The 13138-nt window shown below is 58.4% G+C and carries 13 protein-coding genes; 8 read left to right on the forward strand and 5 right to left on the reverse strand.

What is annotated here, in order from left to right; genetic code table 11:
- Nucleotide 1: 1 nt before the first annotated feature.
- Nucleotides 2–619, reverse strand: coding sequence for a response regulator (locus RY075_RS03430; RefSeq protein ID WP_003863061.1), 618 nt, complete (start codon nt 617–619; stop codon nt 2–4).
- Nucleotides 620–919: 300 nt separating this feature from the next.
- On the opposite strand from RY075_RS03430, the gene RY075_RS03435 reads away from it, so the two are divergent.
- Nucleotides 920–1525 (forward strand): ATP-dependent Clp protease proteolytic subunit, encoded by a 606-nt coding sequence (locus RY075_RS03435; RefSeq protein ID WP_003863062.1) that lies wholly within the window; start codon nt 920–922, stop codon nt 1523–1525.
- Between the two features lie 134 nt (nt 1526–1659).
- Nucleotides 1660–2781: a cupin domain-containing protein gene (locus RY075_RS03440; protein ID WP_003863064.1), complete on the forward strand. Its 1122-nt coding sequence runs from the start codon at nt 1660–1662 to the stop codon at nt 2779–2781.
- A gap of 38 nt (nt 2782–2819) precedes the next feature.
- Here RY075_RS03440 and RY075_RS03445 read toward each other — a convergent pair whose 3' ends face one another.
- On the reverse strand, nt 2820–3005 hold the full coding sequence (locus tag RY075_RS03445; protein ID WP_003863066.1) for a hypothetical protein: 186 nt from the start codon (nt 3003–3005) through the stop codon (nt 2820–2822).
- Nucleotides 3006–3224: 219 nt separating this feature from the next.
- Here RY075_RS03445 and RY075_RS03450 point away from each other — a divergent pair, with 219 nt between their 5' ends.
- The 3 genes from RY075_RS03450 (at nt 3225) to foxA (ending at nt 6779) form a co-directional block, all read left to right on the forward strand.
- A complete protein-coding gene (locus tag RY075_RS03450; RefSeq protein WP_003863067.1) occupies nt 3225–3458 on the forward strand; it encodes a DUF2171 domain-containing protein in 234 nt (77 codons plus the stop codon).
- 134 nt (nt 3459–3592) lie between these two features.
- On the forward strand, nt 3593–4549 hold the full coding sequence (locus RY075_RS03455) for an AraC family transcriptional regulator (RefSeq protein ID WP_022650335.1): 957 nt from the start codon (nt 3593–3595) through the stop codon (nt 4547–4549).
- A gap of 121 nt (nt 4550–4670) precedes the next feature.
- Complete coding sequence (foxA, locus tag RY075_RS03460; RefSeq protein ID WP_302378198.1) at nt 4671–6779, forward strand: ferrioxamine B receptor FoxA; 2109 nt, start codon at nt 4671–4673, stop codon at nt 6777–6779.
- Between the two features lie 81 nt (nt 6780–6860).
- Here the strand turns inward: foxA and RY075_RS03465 are convergent, their stop codons facing one another.
- The gene (locus tag RY075_RS03465; RefSeq protein ID WP_003863072.1) at nt 6861–8276 is read right to left on the reverse strand and encodes a PLP-dependent aminotransferase family protein; all 1416 of its coding nucleotides are present in this window, start codon (nt 8274–8276) and stop codon (nt 6861–6863) included.
- A 176-nt stretch (nt 8277–8452) separates the two neighbouring features.
- Here RY075_RS03465 and RY075_RS03470 point away from each other — a divergent pair, with 176 nt between their 5' ends.
- Complete coding sequence (locus RY075_RS03470; protein WP_045350441.1) at nt 8453–8614, forward strand: DUF1127 domain-containing protein; 162 nt, start codon at nt 8453–8455, stop codon at nt 8612–8614.
- Between the two features lie 85 nt (nt 8615–8699).
- Here the strand turns inward: RY075_RS03470 and RY075_RS03475 are convergent, their stop codons facing one another.
- On the reverse strand, nt 8700–10088 hold the full coding sequence (locus RY075_RS03475) for a PLP-dependent aminotransferase family protein (protein WP_302378191.1): 1389 nt from the start codon (nt 10086–10088) through the stop codon (nt 8700–8702).
- Between the two features lie 102 nt (nt 10089–10190).
- Here RY075_RS03475 and RY075_RS03480 point away from each other — a divergent pair, with 102 nt between their 5' ends.
- Complete coding sequence (locus RY075_RS03480) at nt 10191–10670, forward strand: carboxymuconolactone decarboxylase family protein (RefSeq protein WP_003863077.1); 480 nt, start codon at nt 10191–10193, stop codon at nt 10668–10670.
- Here RY075_RS03480 and RY075_RS03485 read toward each other — a convergent pair.
- Complete coding sequence (locus tag RY075_RS03485; RefSeq protein ID WP_003863079.1) at nt 10657–11559, reverse strand: LysR family transcriptional regulator; 903 nt, start codon at nt 11557–11559, stop codon at nt 10657–10659. The two genes, RY075_RS03480 and RY075_RS03485, sit on opposite strands and share 14 nt — an antisense overlap.
- Before the next feature lie 100 nt (nt 11560–11659).
- Between RY075_RS03485 and RY075_RS03490 the strand changes: the two genes are divergently transcribed.
- Nucleotides 11660–13075 (forward strand): aldehyde dehydrogenase family protein, encoded by a 1416-nt coding sequence (locus RY075_RS03490; RefSeq protein ID WP_058675352.1) that lies wholly within the window; start codon nt 11660–11662, stop codon nt 13073–13075.
- The last annotated feature ends 63 nt before the right edge of the window (nt 13076–13138 follow it).

The raw sequence follows: 13138 nt of genomic DNA on the forward strand, positions 1-13138 counted from the left end.
GTTATTCCACTGGTTGATGTTTGGTCAGGCGCTCGACGGCCCTGACCAGTTCGGCCACGGAGCGGACCTGCATTTTCTCCATTACCCGGCGGCGGTGCACTTTCACCGTGATCTCACTGACGCCCAGCTCGGCGGCGATCTGCTTGTTGAGCTTGCCGCTGATGGCCAGCTCAAGCACCTCATGCTCGCGCGGCGTGAGGGACATGTGGCGCTGCTTCAGGGCGTAGTGCTCTTTGACGCGGGCGGCGTTGTGCTGTGCCAGTCTGAGCGCGGATTCGATGGAGCCGATGAGCGCGCTGGATTCAACGGGCTTAGTGAGAAATTCGTAGGCTCCGCCTTTGATCGCCCGGACGGACATAGGGATGGTGCCGTGACCGGTGAGAAAGATGATCGGTATTTCCCGCCCGCTGGCTTTCAGCGCATCTGCGACATCAAATCCGGTTATCGTGGGCATCTGCATATCGAGGATCACGCAGGAGGGCAGATCCTCAAAGGGATGGCTGAGAAAGGCTTCTGCTGAGGAAAAGCCAAGGGCGTGCATATCCGCGGATTCCAGCAGCCTGACAACGGACTGTCTGACTGTGTCATCGTCATCAACCACATAAACAATGTGTTCCATTCACCGCCCCGGTGTGTGATCAGTAAATCATCGACAATAAAATAGCGCCTTTTTGAACGTAAGCGACTGTTTGCTATCCTCATTCATACTAACACATTAATTATTATTATCATTTACCAATATGAAGATGATATGAAAGTGTAATAAAAATGTGGCGAATTAGTTAGGAGTGGAGCGCTGTTTTTAGTGACCTTTCCGGGGGCGGAGCCAGCGCACGACACGCGATGTTTTGTGTGAGGACGCCGACGGGTAAAACAGGCTACACTCTGATTTTGAGCGCGACAAGCTGAGGACATAACGATGCACTACACACTGAAAAGCAGTGACGATAAAGAAAAAGCGGAAGGAACAAACGGCGCGGGCGCTCTACAGCAAAAACTGCTGGAATCCCGTTCGATTGTCATCTCCGGTGAAATCAACCAGGAGCTGGCCCAGAAAGTCATCACTCAGATGATCCTGCTGCAAAGCGTCAGTAACGATCCGATCAAGCTGTACATCAACAGCCAGGGCGGCCATGTAGAAGCGGGCGATACCATCCACGACTTCATTAAGTTTATCCGTCCGGAAGTACACGTTATTGGCACCGGCTGGGTGGCAAGCGCCGGGATCACCATCTTCCTGGCGGCGAAAAAAGAGCACCGCTACTCGCTGCCAAATACCCGCTTTATGATCCACCAGCCGCTGGGCGGCGTGCGCGGTCAGGCAACGGATATTGAGATCGAAGCGCGGGAGATCATCCGCATGCTGGAACGCGTGAACAAGCTGATTGCCGACGCCACCGGCCAGCCGCTGGAGAAAGTGAAGAAAGACACCGACCGTAACTTCTGGATGTCACCGGCGGAAGCGCTGGACTACGGCATCGTGGGCAAACTGATCACCCATTATGACGAGCTGAACCTGGATTAAGTTTTAGCCCGCGTGTGCGTCGGGTGACGGCTTCGCCTTACCCGACCTACACGCGCTCGATTGACCCATGACAAGTTCCCCCTCTGCTTTCTTACCTATAATCGCGCCTGTTTACCCTCTCACTGGTGCTAACCATGGCGTATCAACTGAACCTGAACTGGCCGGAATTTCTTGAAAAATACTGGCAAAAACAACCCGTTGTACTGAAAAATGCCTTCCCGAATTTTGTCGACCCCATTACCCCTGATGAACTGGCGGGTCTGGCGATGGAGCCGGAAGTCGATAGCCGCCTGGTAAGCCATGCTAACGGCAAGTGGCAGGCGAGCAATGGCCCGTTTGAGCATTTCGATAACCTCGGTGAAACCGGCTGGTCCCTGCTGGCGCAGGCGGTGAACCACTGGCATATGCCCGCCGCAGAGCTGGTGCGTCCGTTCCGCGTCCTGCCGGACTGGCGTCTCGATGACCTGATGATCTCCTTTTCTGTCCCGGGCGGCGGCGTTGGGCCGCATATCGATCAGTACGATGTGTTTATCATCCAGGGGATGGGCAGCCGCCGCTGGCGCGTGGGTGAAAAGCTGCCGATGCGTCAGTTCTGCCCGCATCCGGCTCTGCTACATGTCGATCCTTTTGAGCCGATCATCGACGAAGATCTGGCGCCGGGCGATATCCTCTACATTCCGCCTGGATTCCCGCATGACGGCTTCACCCATGAAACCGCGCTCAACTACTCTGTCGGTTTTCGCGGGCCGAACGGTCGCGATCTGATCAGCAGCTTTGCCGACTATGCGCTGGAGAACGATCTGGGCGGCGAACACTACAGCGATCCGGATCTGACCTGCCGCGAACACCCGGGCCGCGTGGAGCAGTACGAGCTTGATCGCATTCGCGAGATGATGATCGACATGATTAGCAAGCCGGATGATTTCACGAAATGGTTTGGCAGCTTCGTCTCCACGCCACGTCACGAGCTGGATATTGCCGCCGCCGAGCCGCCGTATTCCGCAGAAGAGGTGCTGGACGCGCTTCAGGGCGGCGAAACGCTGTCGCGCCTGAGCGGCCTGCGCGTGCTGAACGTTAACGGCAGCTTCTTTATCAACAGTGAACAGCTGGAAACGGCGGATGTGAACGGGGCAGACGCGCTGTGCCGCTACACCGAGCTCGGCCAGGCCGAGCTGGGCGAGGCGCTGAATAATCCGGCGTTTGTGGACGAACTCACCGGGCTGATTAACCAGGGGTACTGGTACTTCGACGAGTAACAGCAGGCGGCGTTTAGTCAGCCTAAACGCCGCTACGTTCAAACCAGCATATTACACGCCTTCCAGTAGTTCAAAAGCCGCTCGTCGTCGCGCTCTTTCTCCGCTTTGATTTTCATCGCCTGGGCGAGATTCTCTCGCGATAACTCATGGCCTTTTTGCACGATGTCTAAAACCGCTTCACCAAGAGCCAGCGAAATTTCTGTCCGATTGTTGCGAATCGTCATAAATACCTCCTCGTTGGTTGCGATAAGTTAATTATGAACGGGAAATAATCAGTCGGTAATAATTCATCTCATTCTTATTTTTTCATTTCGGCGTTAAGTAGAATGAATATTCGGTTCTGTCAATGATGTTTCAAAATGCTAATAGGGCGTTTAAGCCTTAATTTATGCGCTACAGTTAATTTCGTGCAACAGGCAAATAACCGAAACAGGAGAATAATTATGGTAGATAAAAGCGCAATTAAGGATCACACTCAGGTTGTCGCCAGCTGCGGAACGCACGTCGGGGTTGTGGACCATCTTGATGGTGAGCGTATCAAGCTTGCGAAGAGCGATCCGGAATCGGGCGGCAAGCACCATTTTATTCCTCTCGGCTGGGTTGATAAAGTCGAAGATAATAAAGTTGTCCTGACCAAAAACCATAAAGAGGTTTTTGCTGAGTGGCAGGAAGCATAAATATATCTCTCGCAAGGAAATATATGCCTTCGCTCCGGCTTCGTCCGGAGCGTAATAGTGTCTGCGCCCGGTGATTGCTGCCATTGCAAATGGATGGTACTGTTTTGCCTGTCCTTTCCCGATGCAGGCCCCGAATGATGCTCCAGAGTGAAAATAAATCAGCGAAACGCATATTTTTTGTTGAAGATTTTCAGGTATTCGGCGAGCGCTATGGCATCGACTACCGTTTCCCCCAGTTAAAAGAGGCGCAGGTCAGCGGTAGCCCCGTGTTGCAGGGGAATGTTGAAGAGATGATGCTCTCGTCCGGCATTTCGCTGACCCATTCCGACGTACGTGTATTACAGCCCTATGAAACCACCTCTCGCCACAGCAGCCCGCTCTATATGCTGGTGGTGCTGGAAGGGTGCGTGACGCTCACGCTCAATGGTATCAATTATCCCGTCCGCCCGGGCATGGCGTTCAGCTCACGTCTGAGTGAAGATCAGGTAATGAGCGCGCGTCACGATGCCGACAGCACGCTGAAAACGCTCTCGTTTGGCGTGTACCCGCACGATGCCGGACGTGAAGCCTTGCTTGAGTCATTGCTTCTGGAATGGCAAAGCCTGAATGCACCCGCGTTTGTCTGGCAGGTTCCCGAGTTTGTGATGTCAGGTATTCTGCATGCGCAGCGGCAGGGGGTAAGCGTGCTTTCACGCAAGCTGTTGCTTGAGGGGCTGATGTATCAGCTGCTCGGCCATGGCCTCAACCAGCGCCAGCAGCCTTGCCCAAGCCGCCCTGAGCATGCGCGTCTTGAACGCGTGCGGAGCCTGCTGGAACAGTCTCCTGAACGGGATCATACTCTCGCGCAGCTGGCAGCCCTGGCTGCAATGAGCCCAAGCAGCCTGCGTAGCAAGTTCCGTCAGCGCTATGGCTGCACCCTCTTCGACTATCTCCGCAACTGTCGCCTTGCGCTGGCGCGACGCTATCTGCTGGAAGGCCACAGCGTGCAGCAGGCGGCGTGGATGTGCGGGTATCAGCATGCCACCAACTTCGCCACCGCGTTTCGTCGTCATTACGGGATTTCACCGGGTGACGTGCGCAAACTCCGCTAACGTAATTTCTCCTGTCGCGCGAATGCATCCCGTGCGGTTTAGCATCGCGCATACGTAACCTGGCTGTACGCATAGCCGTTTGCACTCTCAAAAAGGTAATAATTCTTATTAACAATAAGAAATATCTCTGGAGAGGGTTATGTTTGCTAAATCGCGTCTGGCACTGCTGGTGGGATGGGTTACCGGTAGCGTCGCTTTTCCTTTACTGGCGCAGGATGCCCAAAAAACTGACACCGTGGTGGTGACCTCGCAGATGCAGTCTGCGGCCACCAAGCTTGAAACACCGGATATTGAAACCCCGCAGTCGGTCTCTATCGTCACGCGCGAGCAGTTCGAAGAGCAGGGCGCAACCAGCGTGCGTCAGGCCGTGAGCTACACGCCGGGGGTCTACAGCAACCAGATCGGGGCGTCAAACCGCTTTGACTACATGGTGCTGCGCGGCTTCTCGGACGGCAGTCTGGACAACGTCTACCTCGACGGCCTGAAGATGATGGGCGACACCAATTCCCACAGCTCGCTGGTGGTTGACCCGTGGTTCCTGGACAGTATCGAAGTCGTGCGCGGTCCAGCCTCCGTGCTCTATGGCCGCTCATCGCCGGGCGGGATTGTGGCGCTCACCTCCCGTAAGCCATCGTTCGATCCTGGCGGGGAGATTAAGCTCTTCGCCGGTAACAATAACCAGCGTGGGGCGATGTTCGACGTGACCGGCCCGGTTGATGATAACGACCGCGTGGCGGTGCGCCTCAGCGGGATGACCCGCTATGCTGATTCCCAGTTCGATCCGCTCAAAGAAGAGCGTTACGCCCTGATGCCGAGCCTGACCTGGCGTATCACCGACAGCACCCGTCTGGATCTGATGGCCTACCTGCACCGCGATCCGGAAGGCGGCAGCCACTCCGGCCTGCCATATGAGGGCACCGTTGTACCGCACAGCGGTAAGAAAATCTCCAACACCTTCTTCGAGGGCGAGGACGATTACGACAAGTACGATCGTCGGGAAAAAATGGTCGGCTATAACATCGAGCACCTGTTTGACAGCGGCTGGTCTGTGCGCCAGAAGCTGCGCTACCTGCACACCAAAGTCGAGCTGAACCAGGTGTATGCCGCAGGCTGGCTGAATGACACCGAGCTGAATCGCGGCTATTCCGGCTCTGACGAGAAGATGAACGCCATCACCCTGGATAACCAGGTCGACGGCAGCTTCGACACCGGGGCGGTGAACCACCGCGTGCTGATCGGCATGGACTATCAGGACCGCACCAACAACGTGACCGGCTACTATGGCGGCTTCCCGCCGATTGACGCCTTCCACCCGGTTTACGGTGCGAAGCCGGACTACATCACCCAGTACAGCCGGGAAAAGCATAAGCTTCGCCAGACCGGTTACTACCTACAGGATCAGATGTCCGTTGACCGCTGGCGCCTGACGCTCGGCGGGCGTTACGACCAGGTGAGCGTGTCGAACGTCGACAACTTTAACCACACCCGCAGCGATCTGGATAAAAACAACTTCAGCAGCCGCGCGGCGCTGCTGTATCTGTTTGATAACGGCGTTGCGCCGTACGTCAGCTACTCCACCGCCTTTACGCCGACCAGCTTTGCCGACGAGCAGGGCAATATCCTGGATCCGATGAAGGGCAAGCAGTGGGAAGCGGGCGTGAAGTATGAGCCAGAAGGGATGAACAGCCAGTTCAGCGCCTCGGTGTTCCGCATCAACCAGAAGAACATTGCCACTAAAGAGGAGCCGACCGATCCGTACCGTTCCATTGGTGAAATCGAATCCGAAGGCGTTGAGCTGGAGGCGATTGGTCAGCTGACCGACAGCCTGCGTATGCAGGCGGCGTACACCTACACGGATATTCGCTACAAGAAGAGCAGCCCGGAAGAGGAGGGCAAGCGCGCCGTTTATGCCCCGCGTAACATGGCCAGCGCCTGGCTGAGCTACGACGTCAAAAGCGGCCCGTTGGACGGCCTGACCGTCGGCTCCGGCGTGCGCTATGTCAACGGGATCGCCAGCGATCGCCAGAACACCCATACGCTTCCGTCGTACACGCTGGTGGATATGACCGTAGGGTATGACCTGTCGAAAGTGGGGCTCACGGGCGTGAGCGCGCAGTTGAACGTCAATAACCTGACGGACAGAAGCTACGTCGCGGCCTGTAACTCTCTCTCTTACTGCTACTTCGGTGCAGAACGCAGCATTGTGGGCAGCGTTTCGTGGAAGTTCTGAGTTGTTGATTTTGCCGGGGGGCGGGAGCGGTTTTCTCCCTCTCCCTGTGGGAGAGGGGCGGGGTGAGGGCAAAATGCCGCACTACTCCTCCATCGCAATCACAATCGCTTCACCCATCTTTTTTAATGCCTCGCGATTTTTGTCTGTCGGCGGCAGCGCTACGTTGATCCGCAGGCAGTTGCGGTACTTCCCGGAGGCGGAAAACAGCGACCCGGCCGCGGCCTGGATCTTCAGCCGGCACAGCTGCTTGCTGACGCACACCATATCGACCGTCTCCGGCAGCTCAACCCACAGCAGGAAGCTGCCCTGCGGGCGGGTGACGCATATCTCTGCCGGAAAATACTGCCGCACCCAGCAGGTGTAGGTCTCCATATTCTGCTGATAAATCTGGCGCATACGCCGCACGTGGCGATGGTAATGGCCGTCGCGGATAAACGCCGCCACCGCCATCTGCGTGCCCGGCACGTTAAACCCGCCCGCGGCGTACTTCATGTGCATCACCCGATCGTAATAGCGCCCCGGCACAATCCAGCCGACGCGCAGGCCCGGCGCCACGGTCTTGGTAAACGAACTGCATAACAGCACGCGACCATCAATATCCATAGAATGAATGGTGCGCGGACGCGGATACTCCGCCGCCAGCTCGCCGTAGATATCATCCTCAACAATCACGATATCGTGCCGCTGTGCCAGGGCTAAGACCTGCTTCTTCCGCGCCTCCGGCATGATAAACCCGAGCGGGTTATTGCAGTTTGGCACCAGGATCACCGCCTTGATCGGCCACTGCTCCAGCGCCAGCTCCAACGCTTCGATGCTGATCCCGGTTTCAGGATCGGTGGGAATTTCAATGGCCTTGATGTCAAAGCCGCGCAGCATCTGCATGGTGCCGTGAAACGACGGTGATTCCACCGCCACGATATCCCCCGGTTTGCACACCGAGAGCAGGGCGATCGACAGCGCGCCGTGGCAGCCGTTGGTAATGACAATTTCGTTTGCCGCGACGGTGGAGCCGCCGTCCAGCATCAGGCGGGCGATTTGCTCGCGCAGCTCCAGGCGCCCGTCGAGCACGTCATAGCTCAGCATCTCGCCGGGGTTATGCTGCGCGATGCGGCTCATCTCGCGCCACAGGGGCTTCAGGCTCGGCTGGTTAATATCCGGCGAGCCGCCGCCAAAAGAGATCATCTCTTTGTCGGCGCGGGCGTCCAGCAGCATCATCACCTCATCCCACTGGGTAACGTCCACCGGGCGCTGCACCGGACGGGTCATCGCCGGGACGGGCGGCTGGGCTTTGCGTTTCGAGACGAAATAGCCGGAGCGCGGCTGAGGCGTGATCAGCTGGAGGTTTTCGAGGATCTGGTAGGCCTGCTGTATGGTGCTGATGCTCACGCCGTGCTCCTGGCTCAGCGTGCGTACCGACGGCAGACGTTCGCCGCTGCGATACAGCCCTTGTTCAATGCGTTCCGCCAGGAGGTTGGCCAGATGTTGATAGCGCGTCATGCTGTATCCTTTGTTTTCACCATACAGAGCATTAAACCAGTACAGATGGATGAATAAACCACCATGCAGATACCGTTTTAGCGGATCTGTATGGTAAACAAAAGCAGTTTTTGAATCTGTATTGTACTGGCCGTTTTCCATGATGATAACCCCACTGGCATAGCGAGGAGAGCATCATGGAATTCTACGAGAATTGTTCAAAACGTCCGTTTATCGCGTTTGTCTGGGTAGCGAAAACGCTGCGTAACTGGTATCGCATCAACCGTACCCGCCGTATTCTGAGCCAGATGAGCGACGAGCAGCTCAAGGACGTCGGGTTATCGCGATATGATGTGTGAGCATAGGGTTGCCCGGTGGCGCCACGCTTACCGGGCCTACAGGAGACCGTAGGCCGGGTAAGGCGCAGCCGCCACCCGGCGGTTTTCAGCTCAACAGTTCCAGCGTCTGCCGTTTCGGCCTTTCCAGCAAATCCAGCGCCTCCTGATACGACCGCACGTTGTTATAGCCCATCACCAGCCCGTAGCGTTTTCCTGATCCGTGATACCACGCCGAAAGCGCATTGACCTGCAATTGCTGTTCCTGCCAGCAGCGGGCGATCTCCCGGTCAGCGCTTCCCTTTGCGAGGAACGCGACAATATGCATCCCGCCGTCGTTTTGCTCGGTGAAAAACAGATCGCCATATACCTCCTGCAGGGCGGCAATCATCCAGTCGCGGCGGATCTGATAGAGCGCGCGCATCTTTTTCAGATGACGGAAAAAATGCCCTTCGTTGAGAAACGCGGTGAGGATCTTTTGCGTCAGCACCGGCTGGCCGCTGGTGAGGATGTCCGCGCTGTCGGTAAACGCGCCGACGGTGCTGGCGGGCATCACCACGTACCCCATGCGCAGCGATGGCATGATGGTTTTGCTGAAGGTGCCCATAAAGATCACCCTGTCATGCTGGTCGAGGCTTTTCAGCGACGGCAGCACTTTGCGGGTGTAGTGAAATTCGCCGTCATAATCATCTTCGATAATCCACGCCTCGTTTTGTGACGCCCAGTCGAGCAACTGCTGCTTGCGCGGCAGGGAGAGCGTCACCGCCAGCGGGCTCTGGTGCGACGGAGTAACGATGGCGAAGCGGGCATCGTGGTGATTACGCAGCAGGTAGTCCGTATCCATCCCTGCGCGATCGACCGGCACGGTGTGCAGGCGGGGCACAATGCGCTTGAGCAACTGCTGGCCCATAAAGTAGCCTGGATCCTCAAATACCACCTTATCGCTGCGGCTGGCGAGCGTGTCGAGGATCAGGCGCAGGCTGCCGCTGTAGCCGCTGGTGATCATTACCTGTTCCGCAGTGCAGGATAACCCGCGCGAGATATTGAGATAGCGGGCTATCGCCTCGCGCAGCGGATACCAGCCCAGAACGGGCGGGTTGAGCATTTCATCCTGACGCATGGCGCGCGTCGCCTGGCCCGCCAGCAGCAGCCATTTTTTATAGGGGAAGCTGTCGAGCGCGGGAATGCCGGGGCGCAGAAAACCGGCCCGTTCGCGCTGGCTAATCAACGACGCCGGCAGCGTGCCGGTCGCTTGTTCTGTGGGGGCGTTTTGCGCGGGCAGCAGAAGATCCGGATTCACCCGCGTCCCGCGCGCGCCCTGGCTCACCAGATACCCTTCGCCCGTCAGAATGGCATACGCCGTCTCGACGGTTTTGCGCGCCACCTTCAGCTCTTCCGCCAGCACGCGGATGGCAGGTACCTTGTCGCCCGGCTTCAGCACGCCGCGCATGATGTTGTCGCGATAGCGGGAATAAATCTCGTGATAGCCCGGCTTCATGTCCTACCTCATTTCACGCTTTTTGTATCTTTTTACTATGTCATGAACGGCGTAGATTTGCTTCATCGCATGACACATGCCGCACAAAAAAGAGGAAAGACAATGAGCACTCGCGTAAACCACCACAAAGCCACACCTGCACTCACCAACGCGCTTTCCGCCCTGAGCATGGAAGTGGCGAAAACCTCTATTGATCCGGCGCTGAAGCACCTGATCGACATTCGCGTGTCGCAGCTGAACGGCTGTACGTTCTGTCTCGATATGCACTCAAAAGAGGCGAAAATTGCCGGCGAGCGCGAGCTGCGCCTGTACCATCTGGCGGCCTGGCGCGAGTCCCCGCTGTTCAGCGCCCGCGAGAAAGCGGCGCTGGCCTTCACCGAAGCGCTGACCCAAATCGGCGTTCACGGCGTGAGCGATGCGCTGTACCGCAGCGTGGCGGAGCACTTCTCGGACGTGGAGATTTCAGAGCTGAACTTCGCCATCGTGGCGATCAACGCCTGGAACCGCCTGGGCATTACCTCCCGCATGGAGCCGGGCTCGCTGGATGCGGCGTACGGGCTGAACAAGGCTAACCTGGAATAATCCCGCGCTCGCGGATCATCGCCACCAGCGCCCGCAGTCCCGGCGGGACGTGGCGATGGCCGGGGTAGTACAGGCGCAGCCCGGCAAACGGCTGCGCCCAGTCGTTTAAGACGCTCACCAGCTCCCCGCTTTTCAGTTCGTCCTGAATATAGATTTCCGGTAAAAATCCCACCCCTAACCCCGCTTTTACGGCGCGGATCGAGGCAAAAAGATCGGACGTCGCAAAGCGCGGCGGCACGGCAAGGGCGTACGTTTCCCCCCGACGGGCCAGCTCCCAGCGGTAGATCCCGCCGTGGGCCATACGCATGCCGATCCCCTGATGCGAAAGCAGATCGTCCGGCGTCTCGGGTATGCCGTGACGGGCGAAATAGTCCGGCGTGGCGGTGACGAGCTGGCGGATCTCACCGGTCAGCGGCACGGCGATCATGTCCTGCGGAACGGACTCTTCGAGGCGGATCCCCGCGTCATAGCCTTCCGCTACGATGTCGATCATCCTCGCTTCGCTCACCGTTTCCACGCGCATTTTCGGGTAGCGGATCATGAAATCGATCAGCAGCTGGTCCAGAAACAGGGTGCCGATATGGTTCGGCACGTTGAGGCGCAGCGTTCCGGCGGGTTCCCCGGTGTCGCTGTGGATCTCCTCCCCGGCGAGGCGGATCTCCTGTAGCGCCGGGCCGATACGCGCCACGTAGCGCTGTCCGGCGTCGGTGAGCGCCACGCTGCGGGTGGTGCGGTTGAAAAGCCGCGTCTCAAGGCGGCTCTCCAGCCCGGCGATGGCGTTGCTGACCGCCGTGGCGGACATCCCCAGTTCCTGCGCCGCGCCGCGAAAGCTGCCGCGCCGCACCACCGCCATCACCACTTCCAGCTCTGTCAGACCTGAACGATGCATAGATTATCCTGAAAATCGAAACAACCCTTGCAGCATAGCGTGGATTATCGCAACGGAGAAGCCGTGACAGACTGGGCTCACACAGCCTGAGGAGGTTTATATGCACACCATCGAACAGATCTTTATTAACGGCGAGTTTGTTACCCCGCACGGTACCGAACGGTTTGATTTGTACAATCCGGCGACGGCGCAGGTCATCGGTCAGGTTCGCCTGGCGGATGAGGTTGACGCTGAACGCGCTATCGCGGCGGCAAAAGCGGCGTTCCCCGCGTGGTCGCAGACCACAAAGCAGGAACGCATCGCCGTGCTGAAGCGCATGCACGCCGCCGTGGCCGCTCGTCACGACGATCTGCTGGAAGCGGTCATTGAAGAGTACGGCGCGCCCGCCTCGCGCTCGGCGTGGATGGCAAGCTATCCGGCAGAGGTGATTGCTCAGGCCATCGAGGCGCTGGAGGCATTTGAGTTTGTCACCTCCGCAGGTGCCGCAACGGTGCAGATGACGCCGCTCGGCGTGGCCGGGCTGATTACGCCGTGGAACAGCGATGCGGGGTTTATCTGCGGCAAACTGGCGGCCGCGCTGGCGGCGGGCTGCACGGCGGTCATCAAGCCGAGCGAAATGAGCGCCCTGCAAACGCAGATTGTCACCGAAGCGCTGCGCGACGCCGCGCTGCCGCCGGGCGTGTTTAACATCGTCACCGGACGCGGCGAGACGGTGGGCGAAACCCTCAGCCGCCATCCGGACGTCGCGAAAATCTCGTTCACCGGTTCCACGAATACCGGCAAGGCGATCCTGCGCAACGCGGCGGAAAGCTTTAAGCGCGTAACGCTGGAGTTGGGCGGTAAATCGCCGACGATCCTGCTGGATGATGTGGATCTCGAGCAGGCGATCCCGCTGGTGATCCAGGCCGGGTTTATGAACAGCGGGCAGGCGTGCGTGGCCGGGACGCGCATTCTGGTGCCTTACTCGCGCAAGGCGGAGATCGAAACCGCGCTGGCGCAGGCCGTGGCGGCGGTGAAATCCGGCGACCCGCGCAACAGCACGACAGACGTCGGCCCGATGGTCAGCGAAAAGCAGTGGCTGCGGGTGCAGGGCTATATCCGCAAAGGAATCGAAGAAGGGGCGCGCCTGCTGGCGGGCGGCGAAGGGCGACCGGAAGGCACGCGGGACGGCTGGTTTGTGCGTCCGACGCTGTTTGCCGGCGTGAACAATCGGATGACCATTGCCCGCGACGAGATTTTCGGCCCGGTGCTGTGCGTAATCCCTTATCAGGACGAGGCGGAGGCGATTGCCATTGCCAACGATACCGAGTACGGCCTGAGCGCGATGGTGCTGGGTGGCGATGTGGACCGCGCGCGACGCGTGGCACAGCAGATTGTTTCCGGTCGCGTGCTGGTGAACACCCTGGCTCATGAACCGAAAGCGCCGTTTGGCGGGTTTAAGCACTCCGGCGTGGGGCGCGAGATGGGCGAGTGGGGGATCCGCGCGTTTATGGAGCCGAGGTCGGTTCTGGGCTAAAGCTTCGCTCTTTACCGAAGCATTGTGCTTTTCCATCCTGCATTCTCTCCTCAACATCACAGC

The organism is Enterobacter sp. JJBC (assembly GCF_036936505.1).
Taxonomy (GTDB): domain Bacteria; phylum Pseudomonadota; class Gammaproteobacteria; order Enterobacterales; family Enterobacteriaceae; genus Enterobacter; species Enterobacter hormaechei_C.